The organism is Azospirillum brasilense, from assembly GCF_001315015.1.
Classification (GTDB): Bacteria; Pseudomonadota; Alphaproteobacteria; order Azospirillales; family Azospirillaceae; genus Azospirillum; species Azospirillum brasilense.
In genome coordinates this window covers 986,409-1,006,795 of record NZ_CP012914.1, presented here as the reverse complement: position 1 = coordinate 1,006,795, position 20,387 = coordinate 986,409, and the positions used below count along the sequence as shown (strand labels likewise).

The window sequence follows — 20,387 nt, the reverse complement described above, 5'->3', positions numbered from 1 at the left end:
GGCCTTGACGCGCCGTTCCTGACGAATCCTCCGCCGGAGACATCCCGATGAGCGAACCAAGCAAGCCGCAGGGACGCAAGTTCCAACTGCCCGAGCACCTGAAGGAATACAAGGGCATCTGGGTGATCGTGGAGCAGGAGCGCGGCTCCGTCCATTCCGTGTCGTGGGAGCTGGTGGGCGAAGCCCGCAAGCTCGCCGACAAGCTGGGGGTCGAGGTGGGGGCCGTGGTGCTGGGCGCCGACAGCCCGGAGCTGAACGCCATCTGCGGCGACGCCTTCACCTACGGCGCCGACGTCGTCTACAAGGTGACCGACCCGGTCCTGGCCGACTACCGCACTGATCCCTACACGCGGGTGATGACCGACGTGGTCAACACCTACAAGCCGGAGATCGTGCTGCTGGGCGCCACCACGCTGGGCCGCGACCTCGCCGGCGCCATCGCCACCACGCTCGCCACCGGCCTGACCGCCGACTGCACCGAGCTGGACATCTACATGGACAACCGCTCGCTGGCGGCCACCCGCCCGACCTTCGGCGGCACCCTGCTCTGCACCATCCAGACGCTGGCCTACCGCCCGCAGATGGCCACGGTGCGTCCGCGCGTGATGTCGATGCCCGACCGCGACGACAGCCGCAGCGGCCGCGTGGTCGAGGTGTTCCCGAACCTGCGTGAGACCGACGTCATCACCAAGGTGCTGAGCTTCATCGCCGACCGCGAGCAGAACGAGGCGCAGCTCGCCTTCGCCGACATCATCGTCGCGGCGGGCAAGGGGCTGGGCAAGCCGGAGAACCTGAAGCTGGTCTTCGACCTCGCCAAGGTTCTGGGCGGCGAGGTCGGGGTGACCCGTCCGCTGGTCCAGGCCGGCTGGACCGGCTTCGACCGCCAGGTCGGGCAGACCGGCAAGACGGTGCGCCCGAAGCTCTATATCGCCGCCGGCATCTCCGGCGCCATCCAGCACCGGGTCGGCATGGAGAAGTCCGACCTGATCCTGGCCATCAACACCGATCCCAACGCGCCGATCTTCGACTTCGCCCATCTCGGGCTGGTCGGCGACGCGCTGACCATCCTGCCGGCCCTGACCGACGCTTTCGGCAAGCGCCTCTCGGTCAACCGGCTGGCCGGCTGAACATCCGGACGAACAGGAGCCACAAGGACCATGGTCGAAAAGTTCGACGCCATCGTCATCGGTGCCGGCCCGTCCGGCAACGCGGCGGCCTACACTCTGGCCAAGCAGGGCCTCAACGTTCTTCAGCTCGAGCGCGGGGAGTATCCCGGCGCCAAGAACGTCCAGGGCGGCATCATGTACGCCGCCGAGCTGGAGAAGATCATCCCGGACTTCCGCGAGGATTGCCCGACCGAGCGCCACATCATCGAACAGCGCGTCTGGCTGCTCGGCGATGACAACTACATCGGCACCAACTACCGGTCGGACGCCTTCAACAGCGACAAGCCGAACCGATACACGATCATCCGCGCCAACATCGACAAGTGGTTCTCCGAGAAGATCCGCGAGGCCGGCGGCCTGCAGATCTGCGAGACCACGGTGACGGAGCTGATCCGCGACGCCTCCGGCAAGGTCATCGGCGTGCGCACCGACCGCGAGGGCGGCGAGATCCACGCCGACGTGGTCATCATGGCCGACGGCGTGAACGCCCTGCTCGCCCGCCGCACCGGCTTCCAGCAGGAGCTGGCGCCGCAGAACGTCGCGCTGGCGGTCAAGGAAATCCTGTTCATCGATCCCGAGCTGATCCAGCAGCGCTTCGGCCTGAAGGACGAAGAGGGCGTGGTCATCGAGATCATGGGCAAGGTGACCAAGGGCATGGTCGGCACGGCGTTCCTCTACACCAACAAGGAATCGCTGACGATCGGCATCGGCTGCCTGATCTCCGACTTCAAGCAGGGTGCCATTCCGCCCTACAAGATGCTGGAGGACCTGAAGAACCACCCCGTCATCAAGCCACTGATCGAAGGGGCGGAGATGAAGGAATACGCCGCCCACATGATCCCCGAGGGCGGCTACAAGGCGGTTCCGCAGCTCTACGGCGACGGCTGGATGGTGGTCGGCGACGCCGCCCACTTCAACAACGCCGCCCACCGCGAGGGCTCCAACCTCGCCATGGCGTCGGGCCGCATGGCGGCGGAGACGGTGATCGAGCTGAAGCAGGCCGGCAAGCCCTTCAACGCTGCCAACCTCGCCGCCTACAAGAAGAAGCTGGACGACAGCTTCATCATGAAGGACCTGAAGAAGTACCGGAACCTGCCGGGCATCATGCACGAGAACAAGCAGTTCTTCGGCGCCTACCCCGACACGCTGACCGCCGCCGCCCACAGCTGGTTCACCGTGGACAGCGTGGACAAGAAGACGAAGGAGAAGGAGATCATGAAGTCCTTCGTCAAGAAGCGCTCGATCATGGGTCTGGTCGGCGACGCAATCAAGCTGGTGAGGGCCGTGCGATGAGCATCGTGGTCAAGATCGAAGAGAAGCTGTACCAGAACCGCTACATCGTGGACGAGAGCCGGCCGCACATCCAGATCCGCAACGACGCGGTCTGCAAGTCCTGCGAGTCCCAGGCCTGCACCATCTGCTGCCCGGCGGCCTGCTACAGCAAGAACGAGACGGGCAGCGTGACGCTGGCCACCGACGGCTGCCTGGAATGCGGCACCTGCCGCGTGGTCTGCCAGGACAAGGAAAATATTCAGTGGGACTACCCACGGGGCGGCTACGGCATCAGTTATAAGTTTGGTTGAGGAACGCACCGGCGGTCCTACGGCCTTCGCCGCTGGTCCGCCGGTCGTCTCCCTCTCCTATCCGCCATGACTGAAACCCCTTCCCGCTCCGCGGGGAGGGGTTTTCTTTGTCGCCGGGGATCGTCGCTCCCATCCGAATTTTCAGCCCGCCCGACGGGTGCAGAAGGGACGAAGGCTGCACATATCCGTTGTATCGAGACCCGCGGAACGAGGGAGACGGAACATGCAGCTTCGTGTCTGCTTCGAGAACATGAAGTCGGTCAACGTCAACGACGCGTCCATGATGCGACATTACGCCGAAAGCTACCTCGCTGACTTCCGGCCGGAATGGGCAGGCTTCATCATGCTGCCGCACAACGAGACGCAGCGCGCCACGATGGAGCCGGCTTGGCAGATGCTGATCCGCAACGCCACACCGGACATGGAACGCCGTCTGCTGGAGTATGTCCGGGGCAATCCGATGGCCGCCTACCATGTGCACATTTATCGCCGGGATCACGGCAACGAAATAAAGGTTCACTGAAATTTTCCAAACCCTCCCTATGACAAAGACCAATACAAAGCATAACGCAGGATAGATATCAAAAAGGCCGCCGCTTGATGTCCAACATATGACCGCTTACAACGAAGGAATGGCGGCGGCCTTTTGAATTTATTTACTTATTGAAGCTCACATTGGCGCTCGAAAAGAAACGGACGCAGGCGGATCCGAATCCGCTGCACAAAGGGAGCGCTTTATGAGATTCACCATCAAATTCATTTTGCTCTCGGTTCTCAGCCTGCTGGGCGCCCTGCTGGCGCTGAGCGATCTGGCAGGGTTGCGCGCGCTCAACGTGGCGAACGGGAATCTCCGCACAGTTCACGATGAGCGCGTTCTGCCCTTGCGAGACCTCAAGATCATCTCCGACGCCTATGCCGTCTTCATCGTCGATGCCTCGCACAAGGCGCGCAATGGCAACTTCACCTGGAACGAAAGCCTGTCTTCCATCCGCAAGGCCAAGGATGACATTCGCGAGCGCTGGAACGCCTATCTCGGCACCAACCTCGACCAGGAAGAGACGGCGCTGGTGAATGGGATCAAACCGGAAATGGCCAAAGCCGACGCGGCGGTGGAACGGCTGATCGGCGTCCTGTCGGGTCGGGACGCCGCTGCCCTCGACGCCTACGTGAAGAACGAACTGTACCAGACGATCGATCCCGTCACCGATGGCATCAGCCAACTCATCGACCTTCAGGTGCGCGTCGCCGGGGAGCGCTATGCGGAGGCTCAAGCCACCCACGCCACCGCCAATGTAACCTCCCTGGTGCTCCTGGGGATCGGCGCTGTGATGGTGATCCTGGGCATGGCGGTGGTGGTGCTCCGCGTCGTACGGCCGGTGGCGCGGCTCACCGAGACGATGCGGCGCATCGTCGGAGGCGATTATGACACCATGGTGCCGGCCACCGACAGGCGGGACGAGATCGGCGCGATGGCACAGGCGGTGGAGGTGTTCAAGGCCAACGGGTTGGAGAACCAGCGCATGCGCCGGGAGCAGGAGCGCCAGCGCGAGCAGGCCGAGATCATCAAGCGCGATGCCCTGGAGAACATGGCACAGACGGTGGAGCGCGAAACCCGCAACGCCGTGGATCAAGTGTCCGAACGCACCGGGCAGATGGAACGCAACGCCGCGGCCATGGCCCAGTCGGCGAGCGCGGTCGGGGCGAACAGCCAGTCCGTGGCCACCGCCGCGGAGCAGGCTCTGCGCAACGCGCAGACCGTCGCCGCCGCCTCGGAGGAGCTGACCGCCTCGATTCGCGAGATCGGCGCCCAGGTGGCGCAGGCCAGCAGCATCACCCGAATCGCCGTGGAGAAGGGCGATCTGGCGCGCGGCACCATCCAGTCTCTGTCCGACGCCGTGCAGAGGATCGGCGACGTTGCCCAGCTCATCCAGAACATTGCCAGCCAGACCAACCTTCTGGCGCTGAACGCCACCATCGAGGCCGCAAGGGCCGGCGAGGCTGGCAAGGGATTCGCCGTGGTGGCCAGCGAGGTGAAGAATCTGGCAAGTCAGACCGCACAGGCGACCGAGGACATCGCCCAGCAGATCGGCGAGATCCAGGCGGCGACCAGCAGCGCCGTGGCCGTCGTCTCCACCATCACGGGCAGCATCACCGAAGTGGATCAAGTGGCGGGAGCGATCGCCGCCGCGATGGAGGAACAGGCGGCTGCGACCCAGGAGATCAGCCGCAGCGTCAGCCAGACCGCCGACGCCGCGCGCGAGGTCTCCCGCCGGATCGCCGAGGTGTCGAGCGAGGCGAAGGCCACCGGTGACCACGCCGCCGACGTGCGCGTCATCGCCGACGACGTCTCCGGAAGCATCGACGAGTTGCGCGGCATCCTGGTCCGTGTCGTCCGCACCTCGATGAGCGAGGTGGACCGCCGCCGCGAGGCCCGCTACGCGGTGGAACTGCCCGCCCGCGCCGACACGTCCGCCGGCAACCGGATCTGCCGCGTGCAGAACCTGTCCTCCAGCGGCGCCGCCCTGCAAGTTTGGAACGACGCCACGAACGGTTCGCGCGGCACGCTGCACATCGACGGATTCGGCATGCCCCTGCCCTTCACCGTCGTGACGGCCGGGGCACAAAGCTGCCACGTCCGTTTCGAGGTGCCGGATGAGGCGAAGGCCGGATTTGAACAACGGTTCAACGCGCTGGTCCGTGACCGCGCCCTGCGGCCGATGGCGGCTTGAGGAACCGTTTGGGAGCCGCGTGATCGACTGATTGGGCCGGCGCCGGTTCGCTACGCCGGCGCCATCCCATGAATGTAGGCGGCGGCGCGCCCAAGCTCATGGTCGGCGCGGGCGACCAGTGCGCCGACGCCGTCCAGCCGCCGGTCCACGCAGGCCAGTTCGATGGCGTCGCTCGCCGCCGCCAGATCGCGCGCCCCCACCGTGCGCGAGGACCCCGCCAGCTTGTGAGCGGCCTGGCGCACGCCGTCCCAATCCTCCACCGCGTGGGCGGCGACCAGACGGTCGCGGCTGGCGCTGTTGGAGACAATGAACTCCTGCAGCAGTTGCCCGACAAACTCCATATCCCCGTCGAACAGCGTCGCCAGCACGCCCACGTCGATGGGTGGCGCGTCGGGACGGGAGTCCGGCGTCGCGACGGATACCGAGGAAATCGGGGCCGGTTCGGACGCGGACATGGACGGCAGATGGCGATCCAGCAGGCGGCGCAGCTGGCCGATCTCCACCGGTTTCGACACGGCGTCGTCCATTCCCGCGGACAGACAGCGCTGCGCCTCGCCGGCCATGGCGTTGGCGGTGACCGCGATGATGGGCAGGCGGGGCCGCCCTTTCGCCGCCTCCTCGGCGCGGATCAGGCGTGTCAGCTCGAAGCCGTCCATCTCCGGCATCTGGCAGTCGGTCAGCAGCAGCGCGTAATCGCCGTCGCGCCACAGGGCCAACGCCTGGACGCCGTCCTCCGCCAAATCCACCGTCTGCCCGAGCAGGGCGAGCTGCCGCTGGATGACCTGCCGGTTGGTCGGATGGTCCTCGGCCACCAGGATGCGGGGTGGAGACGCTGCTCCATCCTCCGCCAAGGAAACCGCCGTCGGTCCGGGATGACCCGCCTCGGCCTCGACCACCGGCCCACGGCCCGCGGCGGCCAGCACGGCGCGCACCAGGTGGCCGCGCCGCACCGGTCGGGCGAGCCCGACCGCATCGATCAGGGCGCCACGCCCCCCCAGCAGCACCCGCCCGCGCGCCAGCCCCGGCGCTGCGGCGTCCAGCGCCTGCAAATCCGCTTCCGAAGTGGTGAGCACGACGTCGCAGGCCCCCCCCGGCGGCAGGGCCTGCATCCCCGCCGCCGCGTCCGGCGCGTCCAGCAGCACGGCGCCGTCGGTGTTCAGGTAGCGGGCGAGGAACCGCCGCTCCTCCCCATCGGCGGCCAGGAGCAGCACCGACAGCCCGGCCAGCGGCGGAGCCGAGACGCCCGCGGCGTCGCCATCCGCGGCGAGATCGGCGGTGAAGGTGAACCAGAAGGTGGACCCGCGGCCCGGTTCGCTCGCCACCCCGACCTCGCCACCCATCAGCTCGGCGAGACGGCGGCAGATGGACAGCCCCAGCCCGGTGCCGCCGAAGCGCCGGGTGGTCGAGGCCTCCGCCTGGGTGAAGGGGCGGAACAGCTGGACCTGCGCCTCCGTGGCGATGCCGATGCCAGTGTCGGTCACGGTGATCCGGATCGTCGCCCGCCCGTCCTCGAAGCGCGCCAGCTCGGCGCGGATGCGGACCGAGCCGGAGGGGGTGAATTTCACGGCGTTGCCGGCGATGTTGAACAGCACCTGCCGGATGCGCACCGAGTCGCCCATGACCAGCGGCGGCAGGTCGGGATCGACGTAGGTGACCAGCGTCAGGTCCTTCTGCCGCGCCGCCGGGGCCAGCGTCTCGGCCACGCCCTCCACCACCGCGGACAGCGACACCGGGGCGTGCTCCAGATCCAGCCGTCCAGCCTCGATCTTCGAGAAATCCAGAATGTCGTTGATTATGGTCAGCAGCGCCCCCGCCGAATCGCGCACGACGGTGACCAGTTCCTGCTGCTCGGGAGTCAACGGCGTGTATTCCAGCAGCTCCAGCATGCCCTGGACGCCGTTCATCGGCGTGCGGATCTCGTGGCTCATGGTCGCCAGGAACAGCGACTTGGCCTGATTGGCCGCCTCCGCCTCCGCCCTTGCCGCCTCGGCCGCCTCGGTCGCGGCCACCAGCTCGCGGGTGCGGTCGGCCACCTGATTTTCCAGGTTGCGGTTCAGCGCGGTCAGTTCCTCGTACAGATGCACGTTGTCGAAACCGACCGCGACCTTGGAGCAGAAGACCTCCAGCAGCCGCCGCTCGTCCTCCGTCAGGGGGCGCCGGTGGCTGATGTGGAACACCGTGTCGTGGTGCCGCGAGGTGGAACGGAAGACCAGCAGGCTGCGCTCCCGCTCATAGCGGTTCCGCCCGTCGGCCAGCGCCTGGGTCACCGCCTCCGCCGCCTCCGCCGGCAGGGCGGCACGCACCGGCTTGCCCTCCGCCGCAGCGTGGATGCCGCCGGCCCCAAGCACCAGCGGGTCGCGCGCGGCACCGCCGGTTTCCTCCTCCGTCCAGCGGCTGCACAGGGCGATGCCGTCGCAGGGAGGGCAGATCTCGGCGATCTTCGACACCGCGCCGCGGACGAACTCCGCCATGGTCCGCTTGTCGAGCAGGGCGGAGGAGGCGTCCAGGATGCGCTCCAGCCCCAGGCGGTGGTCCTCGATGGCGGTGATGTCCTGATAGCCGCGCAGAGCGGCGACGACCGAGGTGAACAGCTTCTGCGCCGTCAGCTCCGTCTTCGATTTGTAGTCGTTGATGTCGTAGTTCAGGATGACGTCGCGTTCCGGCGCCTGCCCCGGCTGGCCGGTGCGCAGGATGATGCGCACGCGCCGGTTGTTCAGCTCGCTGCGGATCATGCGCACCAGCCGCAGGCCGGCATCGTCCGATTCCATGACCACGTCCAGCAGCACCACGGCGATGGCCGGATTCTGCTCCAGCAGGCTGCGCGCCTCGGCCGCGGTGCCGGCGGACAGGAACTGCGCCGGGCGGCCTTCGAAAGTGAAGCCGCGCAGCACCATCTTGGTGGTCGCGTGAATGGCCGGATCGTCGTCGACGATCAGGATGATCCAGGGATCGGCGGGCTCCGGCACCGCTTCCTTCGCCGTTTCGGCCTCGATACCCGGCTCGTCGTCGGCGAAAAGAAACTCGTCGCTCATCGAACTCCCTCCGCGCCACCCGCAGCCTCCAGTCGCGGAAGGATATCACAGGGCCGCCGCGCGTGAACATGCAACTGCGGCCCGCCGCAACCCCTCATCGGCAAGGTGCCGCGGACGGTGACAACCCCAGACTGCGCTCCGCCCGTTCCGTCAACCGCCTTGCTCGCTGCCCCCGGAGTCCGCGTTGCAGAAGCGGCGCAGCGCGTCCAGGTCGGCGACAGACACCGTCCCGCCCTGCGTCTCCACCCCCACCCCGCGCAGCTTCGCCAGCGCGCGGGAGAAGGTTTCCGGCTGCATGCCGAGGCGCCGCGCGATCAGCGCCTTGTCGAACGGCAACGCGAAGCTGGTGGCGCCACCGCCCTCCGGGCAGAAGCGCAGCAGGAAGCTTCCGACCCGCTGGGCGGTCGGCTGAACCTGCAACTGCTCGATCTGCTGGACGAGATGGCGCAGCCGCACCGACAGCGACCCCAGCATCGCGAAGGCGATCTGGTCGTCCTCACGCAGACAGCGGGCGAAGCCCTCCGCCGTCAGGGTCATGACGCGCGAGTCGGCGACCGCCTCCGCGCAGACCGGAAACTTGCCGCTCGCGAACATGGCCGCCTCGGCGAAGGTCTCGCCGGGGGCGACGATGGTCACCACCGCCTCCGCCCCGTCGCGGGTCAGGCGGTAGAGCTTCACCCAGCCGTCGAGCAGCGCGAAGAAGCGGTCGGCATCCTCGTCCTGAACGAACAGGGTGGTGCCGCGCGGCACCGTGCGCACCTGCGCGGTGCTGACGAGAAGTTCCAGCGACCGGTCGGGCAGACGCCCGAACAGCGCGTTGGACCGCAACGTCGCGGCGTCCTGGGGCCGGTAGCCCGGCGGATCGTTCCTCATGCCTTCCCTCACCTCGTCACCTCCCCACAACCCCGGTACAGGTACCCGGTCGCCAGGACTTTCCGCCGCGCCGGCGATGATCGCTCCGCGCCGCCGGCAAGCCCCCGGATACCGCCGCGGTCCAGGACCCGCCGGGTCCAAACCGCCCAGGCACTGTCGCAGCATGCACAAGGTTTGGGCAAGATGGGGATTCACCGCAACGATGCGGATGCCTTTGGCGTTGCCCTCGGGAGCCCGAAATGAATCGGGGCGCTTCCTTGCGGAAGCGCCCCGACCGTTCTTCAGAGGCTGAAGACGGTTTAGCGGTACTCGACCTTACCGGCCTCCGGACCCTTCTGGCCCTGGCGGACGGTCACGCGCACCTGATCGCCTTCCTGGAGCGTCTGCATGCCGGAGCGACGCAGAACGTTCACATGGACGAACACGTCCTTGCCACCAGTGCTCGGCGTGATGAAGCCGAAGCCCTTGTCGGCGTTGAACCACTTGACGGTGCCGTCGACCTCTTCGCCGCCGCCGGCGTCGTTGCCCCAGCCGCCGCGGTCGTAACCGCCGCCGCCGCCGTAGCCGCCACGGTCATAGCCGCCGCCGCCAAAGCCGCCGCCGGCGCCCGTGCGGGCCGGACGGGCCGGAGCGCGGGAGGCGGTGGACGTGTCCACGGATTGAATGGAAGCAACCTGCGGACCCTTGGGGCCGCGGGCAAGGTCGCAAACGATGGTCGCGCCTTCGTCGAGCGCGTCATAGCCGGCGGCCTGAACCGCGGAGACGTGCAGGAAGGCGTCGGGCGAACCGTCCTCGGGGGACACGAAGCCGAACCCCTTGGTGGGGTTGAACCACTTCACAGTGGCGGTGACGTTGGCCTTGGTGATCTCGGGAGCGCGGTAGCCCTGGCGGGGCGGGCGGTCGAACATGTGTCTTCAAGCTCATAAAGGATGCCGAATTATCTTTGTCACAGGGTACGAGCCGTCCGTCAAGCACGCCAAAGGCCAGACGCCCTTTCCTGCGACATTCGGCCAGGGGAAATCCGCCCGTTCGGAAGGGGTGCCGGTCCCGAAGACGCCCGGTGCCGCCCTTGGCGGACGAGGGGTGCTCACTCCCACCCCAGCCCCGGAACAACAAAGTTTTCTTTTGCGAATTGAACAGCTTAGAACATTTTCTACAGCGCGCGACGGAGGGCGCTCCGCACACCGGGGCAGGCATCGCAAACGGCGCGCGCATACGTCTGTGATAAAATCCCGACATGGTTGTCTTTCGCCAAGGGTCATAGAGGCGTCAGCCATTCCCCCAGTTTCGTCCAGCGCCGCCGCCCCTGTGTCCCACGCACCGCCATGGCGAGCGCGCGGCGCTGGCCGAGCATGACCACGAGCCGTTTGCCCCGCGTCACGCCGGTATAAATCAGGTTGCGGTGGAGCATCGTGTAATGCTGGGTCACCACCGGAATAACGACCACCGGGTATTCGGACCCCTGGCTCTTGTGAATCGTCGTGGCGTAGGCCAGGACGATCTCGTCCAATTCTCCGAAATCATAGGTTACCGGACGGCCGTCAAAGGTGGCGGTCAGCACACCTTCTTCGGCGTCAACGGCGGATACGATGCCGAGATCGCCGTTGTAGACCTCCTTGTCGTAGTTGTTCTCGACCTGCATGACCTTGTCGCCGGGGCCGAAGGTCCAGCCGAATCGCTCGACTCGGGACTCGCCCGGCGGGTTCAGCACCCTCTGCAATTCGATGTTCAGCGACCGCGCGCCGAGGCCGCCGCGGTTCATCGGGCAGAGGATCTGTACGTCGCGCACCGGGTCGGCGCCGAACCGGCGGGGAATGCGGTCGCGGACCATCTCGATCAGCTTCGCCACCCCGGCCTCCGGAGTTGCCGCCTCGACGAAGTAGAAGTCGCTGTCCTCCCCGGCCTTGGGCATCTCCGGCATCTGGCCGGCGTTGATGCGGTGGGCGTTGACGATGATGCGGCTGGTCGCCGCCTGCCGGAAGATCTCGGTCAGCCGGACCACCGGCACCGCGCCTGAGGCGATCACGTCGCCCAGCACCTGCCCCGGCCCAACCGAGGGCAACTGATCCACGTCGCCGACCAGCAGCAGCGCTGCCCGCCCCGGCACGGCGCGCAGCAGGGCGTTCATCAGCGGCACGTCGACCATGCTGGTCTCGTCCACCACCAGCAGGTCGCAGTCCAGCGGGTTGGTCTCGTCGCGCTTGAAGCCGCCGGCCTGCGGGTCGGTTTCCAGCAGGCGGTGGATGGTCCGCGCCTCCATGCCGGTGCTCTCGCTCAGCCGCTTGGCGGCGCGGCCGGTGGGGGCGGCCAGCGCGATTGAGACGCCCTTGGCCTTCAGCATGGTCAGGATGCTGTTCACCAGCGTCGTCTTGCCCACCCCCGGACCGCCGGTGATCACCAGCAGCTTCGACGTCGCCGCCTGGCGCAGCGCCTCGCGTTGCCCCTCGGCCAGCGTGATCCCGGCCTTCGCCTCCACCCAGGGAATCGCCTTCTCCGCGTCGATCTCCGGCCAAGGCACGGGGCCGCCGGCCAACCGGCGCAGCCGCTCGGCGATGGCCCGCTCCGCCCGGTGCAGGCTGGCCAGGAACAGGCAGGGCTCGCCGCCCAGGCTGTCGGCGACCACCGCGCCGTCCTGCCGCTCCAGCTCCGCCGCGGTCTCCAGGATGGACGCGTCGATCTCCAGCAGCTTCACGGCCATGGGGATCAGCTCGGCCACCGGCACGCCGCAATGGCCCTGGTCGGTCGCCTCGGCCAGCGCGTAGGCGATGCCGGCCCGCGCGCGGATCATCGCGGTCTTCTCGATGCCCAGCCGGGCGGCCACCGCGTCCGCTGTCTTGAAGCCGATGCCACGGATGTCGCGGGCCAGCCGGTAGGGGTTCTCGGTGATGAGCTGGATGGCGTCCGGTCCGTAGGTCTTGAAGATGCGCACGGCGCGCGAGGTGCCGACCCCATGGCTGTGCAGGAAGACCATGATCTCGCGGATCACCTTCTGGTCGGCCCAGCCGGCGATGATGCGCTGGGCCCGCTTCGGCCCGATGCCGGTGACCTGCCGCAGCCGGTCCGGCTCCTGCTCGATCACGTCGAACACCGCCTCGCCGAACGCCTTGACCATCTTCTTCGCGTAGACCGGCCCGATGCCGCGGATCAGGCCGGAGCCGAGATACTTCTCGATCCCCTCCACCGTGGTCGGCGGCGTGGCGCGCAGGAAGTCGGCCTTGAATTGGAGCCCGTGGTTGCGGTCGTTCACCCAGGCCCCGCTGGCCTGCACGAACTCCCCCGCCCCGATGGTGGCGGCGTGGCCGACCAGCGTGACGAGGTCACGCTGCCCGCGCACCTTCAGCCGCAGCACGCAGAATCCCGTCTCCGGGCTGTGGAAGGTCACCCGCTCCACCAGCCCGGACAGTGGTTCCCGCGGGGGGCCCGCCGCGGTGGAAGCATCGCCGGATATGCTCATGCCACCCAACATAGGCGCTGGCAGGCCTTTGGAGGAGTTCCCCGCGCAACCGCCGCAGCGCGGCAATTCGCCAGGACAATTCCGAGGAAGACCGCAGCGCCGCGAATGTGTACCTTGTCGCGCGAAACCCGCGCCGGACGCCGGACCGAATGGACCGTGCCGGAGCGGGATTGCGGTGAAAAAACGTCAGCCAAAGAACGACAAACCGAAAAACCGCGGTGTCTACGACTTCGGAAGGAAAGAGCAGCAATGGTGACGGAACGCATTCAGGTTGGCGGCTTGCAAGTTGCCACGGAGCTTCACCGCTTCATCGAGAACGAAGCCCTGCCGGGAACCGGCGTGACGCCGGAGCAATTCTGGTCGGGCCTTGATGCCATTCTCCACGATCTGGCCCCGCGCAACCGCGCGCTGCTGGCCAAGCGGGACGCGCTCCAGGCCCAGATCGACGAGTGGTACCGCAGCCGCCGCGGCCAGCCGCTGGACCGCGCCGCCCACACCGAATTCCTCAAGGAGATCGGCTATCTCCTGCCGGAAGGCCCGGACTTCGCCGTGACGACCGAGAACGTCGATCCGGAGATCTCCACGACCGCCGGCCCGCAGCTCGTCGTGCCGGTGATGAACGCCCGCTACGCGCTGAACGCCGCCAACGCCCGCTGGGGCAGCCTGTACGACGCGCTCTACGGCACCGACGCCATCCCCGACACGGACGGGGCGGAGCGCACCGCCGGCTACAACCCGAAGCGCGGCGAGAAGGTCATCGCCTTCGCCCGCGACGTGCTGGACCGCGCCGCCCCGCTGTCCGACGGATCGCACGCCGACGCCGCCGGCTACACGGTGGACAACGGCCGCCTCGTCGTCGCGCTGAAGGACGGTCGCGCCACCGGCCTCGCCGAGCCGGAGCGTCTGGTCGGCTACAACGGTGCGCCGTCCGCCCCGACAGCCATCCTGCTGGCCGACAACGGCCTGCACATGGAAATCCGCATCGACCGCAGCCACCCGATCGGCAAGACCGACGCGGCGGGCGTCGCCGACCTCGTGCTCGAATCCGCCCTGACCACCATCCAGGACTGCGAGGACTCCGTCGCCGCCGTGGATGCCGAGGACAAGGTGCTGGCCTACCGCAACTGGCTGGGCCTGATGACCGGCAGCCTGACCGCCAGCTTCCCCAAGGGCAGCGGCACGGTGGAGCGCCGGCTGAACCCCGACCGCAGCTACACCAGCCGCAACGGCGAGACGATCACCCTGCCGGGCCGCAGCCTGATGCTGATCCGCAACGTCGGTCACCTGATGACCAACAGCGCGGTTCTGCTGAAGGACGGCAGCGAGGCGCCGGAGGGCATCCTCGACGGCATGATCACCTCGCTGATCGCGCTGCACGACGTCAAGGGCGCCCGTCTCAACAGCCGCGCCGGCTCGGTCTACATCGTGAAGCCGAAGATGCACGGGCCGGAGGAGGTCGCCTTCGCGGACGAGCTGTTCGCCCGCGTCGAGGACGCCCTGGGCATCGCGCGCAACACGCTGAAGATGGGCATCATGGACGAGGAGCGCCGCACCACGGTGAACCTCAAGGAGTGCATCCGCGCCGCGGCGGCGCGCGTGGTGTTCATCAACACCGGCTTCCTCGACCGCACCGGCGACGAGATGCACACCGCCATGGAAGCCGGCCCGATGATCCGCAAGAACGACATGAAGTCGTCCGCCTGGATCAAGGCCTATGAGGACTGGAACGTCGACACCGGCCTGCTTTGCGGGCTGAAGGGCCACGCCCAGATCGGCAAGGGCATGTGGGCGATGCCCGACCGCATGGCCGACATGCTGGCCGCCAAGGTCGCCCACCCGCAGGCCGGCGCCAACACCGCCTGGGTGCCCTCGCCCACCGCGGCCACGCTGCATGCCCTGCACTACCATCAGGTCAACGTCGCCGCCCGCCAGGAGGAACTGGCCCGCCGCGAGCGCGCCAGCCTGGACGCCATCCTGACCATCCCGCTGGCCGACCGCCCCAACTGGTCGGAAGAGGAGATCCAGCAGGAGCTGGACAACAACGCCCAGGGCATCCTCGGCTACGTCGTGCGCTGGATCGACCAGGGCGTCGGCTGCTCCAAGGTGCCGGACATCAACAACGTCGGGCTGATGGAGGACCGCGCCACGCTGCGCATCTCCAGCCAGCACATCGCCAACTGGCTGCTCCACGGCATCACCACCGAGGCGCAGGTCATGGAGACGATGAAGCGCATGGCCGCCGTGGTGGACAAGCAGAACGCCGGCGATCCGCTCTACCGCCCGATGGCCGCCGACTTCGACGGCAGCGTCGCCTTCCAGGCTGCCTGCGACCTCGTCTTCAAGGGCCGCGAGCAGCCGAACGGCTACACCGAACCGGTGCTCCACCGCCGCCGCATCGAGGCCAAGGCGAAGGCCGCCGGCTGAGCCGACACGCCATCCGGCGCGCATCGGAGGCCCTTCCCCGTTCGCGGGGGAGGGCCTTTTTCTTTGCGTGCCCGCAAGAAAATGACCCAAGCTTGGACATAAAATCAGGCGCGTCCGGTTATAAAACCCATATATTCGGTCATAAATATGACCAGAAACCCCTAAAATATTCTTCCCAGCACACCCACGACTTCAAACACCCAATCACCACGCATGGCATTTTCACATGGAATACAACCGTTACTCATAACGAGAGCGCACATCAGGGCTTCGTAATAGGATAAACGGTAAACTTGATTTCAAGTTTGATTGGATGAATTGTCCATTCGACACATCTGACAGCGGCAAGTCCGCAGCAGAAATATATGGAATGGAGCATTGTTATGAATTTCTTGCACGCCATGACGATCAAACGAAAGACAACGCTGGTCTCTGTGTTTGTTTTTTTCGTCATGGCGATCGCAACTTTCCTCGTCGGGACCGAAACATCGCGGCAGGAACAGCACCTGTCCCATGTCCGCCAGACCGCCGATGAGGTGAGCCGCAAGGTGGTGCCGCTGAGCGAGCTGATCGCCAACATCCGTTACGACGTGGCGCAGGTGCAGCAGTGGTTGACCGACGTGTCGGCGACCCGTGGGCTGGACGGGCTGGACGATGGTCCGGCGAAGGCGGACGAGTTCGCAAAGGCCTTCGCCCAGCATGCCGAGAACGCCCATGCCGTCGCCCGCGAACTGGGGCTGTCGGAGATGGTGCGGAGCATCGCCGCCACCCAGGCCGCCTTCCCCCCCTTCTATGAGCTGGGCCAGCGCATGTCCCGCGCCTACGTCGACGGCGGCCCGGTGACGGGGAACGCCATGATGGGTCAGTTCGACGCAGTGGCCGAAAGCATGGACAAGGAGATGGAGCGGCTCCTCTCCACTATGGAGGAGGTTCGCGGGGAACGGCTGAACAGCCTCGACGCGGCGGTGACCGACATCGAAGCCTCCGCAGCCACGCTGAAGACCCTGCTGGTCACGACGGCCACGGTCACGCTCCTTCTGATCGCCGCCTCCATCGTCTTCCTGCGGCTGGCGGTGGTCGGGCCGATCGACCGGATGCGGCTGACCATGACCCGCATGGCCACCGGCGACTTGCGGGCGGAGGTCGGGTTCGAAAGGCGCGGCGACGAGATCGGCCAGATGGCCGATGCCGTGCGCGTCTTCCGCGAAGCCGGCCTGGAGAACGAACGCCTGCGCGCCGAACAGGAACGCGCCCGCGTGGCCGGCGAGGAGGAGCGGCGCCAGTCCCTGGCCGCCATGGCCGACACAGTGGAGCGCGAAACCCGCACCGCCGTGGAGCAGGTCGCCCGGCACGCCGGACAGATGGCCAGCAACGCCGAGGCGATGGCCGCCTCCGCTGGAATGGTCAGCGACAACTCCCAAACCGTCGCCGCCGCGGCGAACCAGGCGCTGGTCAACGCCCAGACCGTTGCCGCCGCAGCCAATGAACTGTCCGCCTCCATCCGGGAGATCGGCCGGCAGGTGACGGCGTCGGTGTCGGTGACCGGGCAGGCCGTGGAAAAGGCCGGATCCGCCAGCGCGATCATCGGGCATCTCTCGGAGGCGGTCGAGCGCATCGGCGCCGTCGCCCGCCTGATCGGCGACATCGCCAGCCAGACCAACCTGCTGGCGCTGAACGCCACCATCGAGGCGGCCCGCGCCGGCGAGGCCGGAAAGGGCTTCGCGGTGGTGGCGCAGGAGGTCAAGAACCTCGCCAACCAGACCGCCCGCTCCACCGAGGAGATCGCCACACTGATCACCGACGTGCAATCCGTCACCAGGCAGGCCGTGGACCGGGTGGGCGAGGTCGCCGCGACCATCGATCAGGTTTCCGACATCTCCTCGTCGATCGCCGCCGCGGTCGAAGAGCAGGATGCCGCCACCCGGGAGATCGCCCGCACCGTCAACGAGACCAGCCACGCCGCGCAGGAGGTGTCCAGCCGCATCGCTCTGGTGTCCGACGAGGCCAACCAGACCGGCGAACGGGCCGACGGAATGCGCGCCGCCGCCGGCGACGTGGCGCAGAGCATCGACGATCTGCAAAGCGTTTTGGTGCGCGTGGTCCGCACCGCGACCAGCGACGTCGACCGCCGCCGCAGGGCACGCTTCCAGATCGACCTGCCCTGCACCATCGACGGCGCCGTCGCCGGTACGGACTGCAAAGCGCGGATCGCCAACCTGTCATCCGGCGGCGCGATGATCGTGGACGCGCCGATGATCGCGGCGGGCACCCCCGGCACCCTGCGCGCGCCCGGCCTGTCCCGCCCCGTGCCCTTCACGGTGAAGTCCTGCGAGCCGGGACGGCTGCATGTGAAGTTCCACGTGCCGGAGGCCGACCAGCCGGCGCTGGACCACGATCTGGAAACCCTGGCGCGCGGCATGGCGCCGAACCGCAGCGCGGCCTAGAAGCGCCTTCGGTCACTCATCGAACCGTTGCTCCCCCCGGCAAAACCTAAAAGGGGGGCAACGGGCGTCCGTGCGTGAAGGCCGGCATTTTCCGCGAGCACACGACCGTGGAGTCGGCCGGTGGTTCGGGTACGACGCGCCGGTGGCGGTGGCTGGGCTGTCCGGAAGCGTGCGTCCACGACCGGCTTTTGCGCGCGCTCCGGCAGGAGCCGGGCGCCACGGAACACGGCCGGCCTCCCGGCGAAAGTGGACCAGACGAACCGGCCGCCCCCGGCGGTTGCTGGCCGGCCTCGCCCCAACGTCACATCCCCACGGCCCCACGCCCCTTTGAAACCGAAGCGGTCAGGCGGCCCGGATCTTTCCCAGGAAACCATGCACCACGCCACGCAGGCGTTCCGATTCGACGCTCAACTGGCCGGAGACGGACAGCACTTCCTGCGCGGAGTGGCCGGCCTCGGTGGCGGCCCCGCGCACGCCGGTGATGTTGGCCGACACGTCCTGGGTGCCGGTCGCGGCCTGCTGGACGTTGCGGGCGATCTCCAGGGTCGCCGCGCTCTGCTCCTCCACCGCGGCGGCGATGTTGGTGGCGATGCCGTCGATCTGCGCGATGATGGTGCCGACGCCCTTGATGACCGTCGCCGTATCGCCGGTGACACGCTGCATCTCGTTCACCTGGAGGGCGATGTCCTCGGTCGCCTTGGCGGTCTGGTTGGCGAGATGCTTCACCTCACCCGCCACCACCGCGAACCCTTTGCCGGCCTCGCCGGCGCGGGCCGCCTCGATGGTCGCGTTCAGCGCCAGCAGGTTGGTCTGCGCCGCGATGTCCTGGATGAGTTGGACCACCATGCCGATCTTCCCGGCGGCCTCGGTCAGGCCGAGAACCTGATCGTTGGCCCGCTGGGCCGCGGTCACCGCGTCGCGGGCGATTTCGGCGGACCGGTTGACCCGCTCGCCGATTTCGCGGATGGACCCGGAAAGCTCCTCCGTCGCAGCGGCCACGGTCTGGACGTTGACATTCGCGTCGTCGGCGGCGCTGGCCACCACCGCCGCCTGCTGGCTGGTCTGCGTGGCCGTGGAGGTCATGGCCTGGGCGGTCACGCCCATCGCCTTGGCCGCGGTGTCGACGCCTTCCACCACGCTCATCACATTGGACTCCAGATCGTCGGCCAGCGTCAGCATGGCGGTGCGGCGCTCCGCCTCCGCCTGCCGCTGGTCGGCGGCCCGCTGCGCGATCATGCGCTGCAGATCGGTCAGCATCTTGCGCAGCGCGTCGGCCAGGGTGCCGATCTCATCTTCCTGCCGAACCTCGAGCGTCTGGTTGAAGTCGCCGTCGGCGATCCCCTCGGCGAAGCGGACGCAGGCGCGGACCGGACGGGCGATGCGGCCGGCCATCATCCACATCAGACCGACGGCCGCGACGATGACCAGAAGCCCGACGCCGACCTGCCACAGCATGCCGGAATCGGCCCGGTCGTTCAGCGCGCCGCCCAACGCGTTGGCGTCGGCCAGGACGATGTCCTTCGGCACCTGGATCAGCACCGACCAGGGCTTGCCCGTGCGGCCCATCGGGATGGGGGCGAAGGTGCGCAGCAGGCCGCTCTCAGCCTGCACCTCGACGTGGGCGGTCCCACCCCGCACATAGGCGAGATCGTCTTGCCACGCGGCGTCGAAGGACGAGATCGACTGGCCGATCAGGTTCGGTTTGCCGCTGTGGGCGACGATCAGCCCCATGTTGCTGATGATGACGACCTCGCTTCGCCCGTCGAAAACCGCCTTGCTGACCTTCGCGGTCAATTGCTGGACGAAGTCGAGGTTGAAGTCGGCGCCGGCCACGCCCTGGAACTTGCCGCCGACGACCACCGGAACGGACAAGGTGGCCAGGAAGACCTGCTTGCCCTGCACGACGTAGGGCAGCGGGTCAAGAACGCTTTCCTTTCCGGTCTCCTTGGGGCCGATGTACCACCCGCCCTTCATGACGCCGTTGGGATGCAGGTCGCGGCTGTCGTATTCGACAAGCGGCTGCATGGCGATCCGGCCGTTCCGGTCGCGATTCCAATAGGGAATGAAGCGCCCCGTCGCGTCGTTTCCGGATTCCCGATGCCCATTGAAGGCGGCGTCGTCCCCGTCCAGCGCGTTGGGTTCCCACGCGGTGTAGGTGCCGTTGAACAGCTCGTTGTTCTGCAGCACGTTGAGCAGGATGCCGTTGATGGCGTCGCGCCGGGTGGCCACCGGGGCGCTCCCCGTGTTCCCGGGATCGACGATGGACGCGAAGCTGTGGGCCATGGTCCGCGCCGCGTTCAACGCCGTGTCGAACTCCGCCCGGATCAGCCCGGCTTGTGAAGAGGCGAGATTGAGCAGTGATTCCTTGGTCTTGCGCTCCAGGATATCGGCGACCTGGGTGTTGACATAGGTGTTGGTGGTGTTGGCCGACAGAACCCCGAAGCCGACCAGGACACCCACCGTTCCAATCAGGCACAGCCCTGCCAACCCGGCAATCTTTTGTTGAATGGTTCTTATTTTCATCGGGAGTTCCGCCTTGCGCATGATGCGTTCAGGCGGGATAATTCCCTAAAAATTATAATGACATGTTAAATATACCCTACAATTTGCGTCATAGTACTTATGAATGATATGGAAACTATTTCCAAAATTCTTTGCCTGATTTTCAACCTCCGATCTCTG

The 20,387-nt window shown here is 67.2% G+C and carries 12 protein-coding genes; 7 read left to right on the top strand and 5 right to left on the bottom strand.

Features of this window, described 5'->3' with window-relative positions; genetic code table 11:
- Positions 1 to 47 precede the first annotated feature (47 nt).
- The 5 genes from AMK58_RS04560 to AMK58_RS04540 all read left to right on the top strand — a co-directional run bounded on the left by AMK58_RS04560 (position 48) and on the right by AMK58_RS04540 (position 5,478).
- Positions 48 to 1,127: an electron transfer flavoprotein subunit alpha/FixB family protein gene (locus AMK58_RS04560; RefSeq protein ID WP_035672206.1), complete on the top strand. Its 1,080-nt coding sequence runs from the start codon at positions 48 to 50 to the stop codon at positions 1,125 to 1,127.
- A gap of 30 nt (positions 1,128 to 1,157) precedes the next feature.
- Positions 1,158 to 2,459 (top strand): FAD-dependent oxidoreductase, encoded by a 1,302-nt coding sequence (locus tag AMK58_RS04555; protein WP_035672203.1) that lies wholly within the window; start codon positions 1,158 to 1,160, stop codon positions 2,457 to 2,459.
- Positions 2,456 to 2,749 (top strand): ferredoxin family protein, encoded by a 294-nt coding sequence (locus AMK58_RS04550; RefSeq protein WP_079285569.1) that lies wholly within the window; start codon positions 2,456 to 2,458, stop codon positions 2,747 to 2,749. The genes AMK58_RS04555 and AMK58_RS04550 overlap by 4 nt, the downstream gene beginning before the upstream one ends.
- Before the next feature lie 223 nt (positions 2,750 to 2,972).
- Positions 2,973 to 3,272: a hypothetical protein gene (locus tag AMK58_RS04545; protein ID WP_035672200.1), complete on the top strand. Its 300-nt coding sequence runs from the start codon at positions 2,973 to 2,975 to the stop codon at positions 3,270 to 3,272.
- Positions 3,273 to 3,486: 214 nt separating this feature from the next.
- A complete protein-coding gene (locus AMK58_RS04540; protein ID WP_035672197.1) occupies positions 3,487 to 5,478 on the top strand; it encodes a methyl-accepting chemotaxis protein in 1,992 nt (663 codons plus the stop codon).
- Positions 5,479 to 5,528: 50 nt separating this feature from the next.
- Here AMK58_RS04540 and AMK58_RS31755 read toward each other — a convergent pair whose 3' ends face one another.
- From AMK58_RS31755 to recD2, 4 genes are all read right to left on the bottom strand, one after another.
- Entirely contained in the window at positions 5,529 to 8,510 is a 2,982-nt protein-coding gene (locus tag AMK58_RS31755) for a DUF3369 domain-containing protein (protein ID WP_059398660.1), read from the bottom strand.
- A gap of 150 nt (positions 8,511 to 8,660) precedes the next feature.
- Positions 8,661 to 9,383 carry a Crp/Fnr family transcriptional regulator gene (locus AMK58_RS04530; RefSeq protein WP_051140140.1) on the bottom strand — a complete coding sequence of 241 codons (723 nt, stop codon included), beginning with the start codon at positions 9,381 to 9,383 and terminating at the stop codon, positions 8,661 to 8,663.
- Positions 9,384 to 9,682: 299 nt separating this feature from the next.
- Positions 9,683 to 10,291 carry a cold-shock protein gene (locus AMK58_RS31830; RefSeq protein ID WP_059398659.1) on the bottom strand — a complete coding sequence of 203 codons (609 nt, stop codon included), beginning with the start codon at positions 10,289 to 10,291 and terminating at the stop codon, positions 9,683 to 9,685.
- Positions 10,292 to 10,641: 350 nt separating this feature from the next.
- The gene (recD2, locus tag AMK58_RS04520) at positions 10,642 to 12,837 is read right to left on the bottom strand and encodes an SF1B family DNA helicase RecD2 (protein ID WP_236778179.1); all 2,196 of its coding nucleotides are present in this window, start codon (positions 12,835 to 12,837) and stop codon (positions 10,642 to 10,644) included.
- 252 nt (positions 12,838 to 13,089) lie between these two features.
- Between recD2 and AMK58_RS04515 the strand changes: the two genes are divergently transcribed.
- Entirely contained in the window at positions 13,090 to 15,261 is a 2,172-nt protein-coding gene (locus AMK58_RS04515) for a malate synthase G (protein ID WP_035672183.1), read from the top strand.
- A gap of 452 nt (positions 15,262 to 15,713) precedes the next feature.
- Positions 15,714 to 17,705, top strand: coding sequence for a methyl-accepting chemotaxis protein (locus tag AMK58_RS04510; RefSeq protein WP_236778178.1), 1,992 nt, complete (start codon positions 15,714 to 15,716; stop codon positions 17,703 to 17,705).
- Between the two features lie 342 nt (positions 17,706 to 18,047).
- On the opposite strand, the gene AMK58_RS04505 is transcribed toward AMK58_RS04510, so the two are convergent.
- Complete coding sequence (locus AMK58_RS04505; protein WP_306345810.1) at positions 18,048 to 20,192, bottom strand: methyl-accepting chemotaxis protein; 2,145 nt, start codon at positions 20,190 to 20,192, stop codon at positions 18,048 to 18,050.
- Positions 20,193 to 20,387 lie beyond the last annotated feature (195 nt).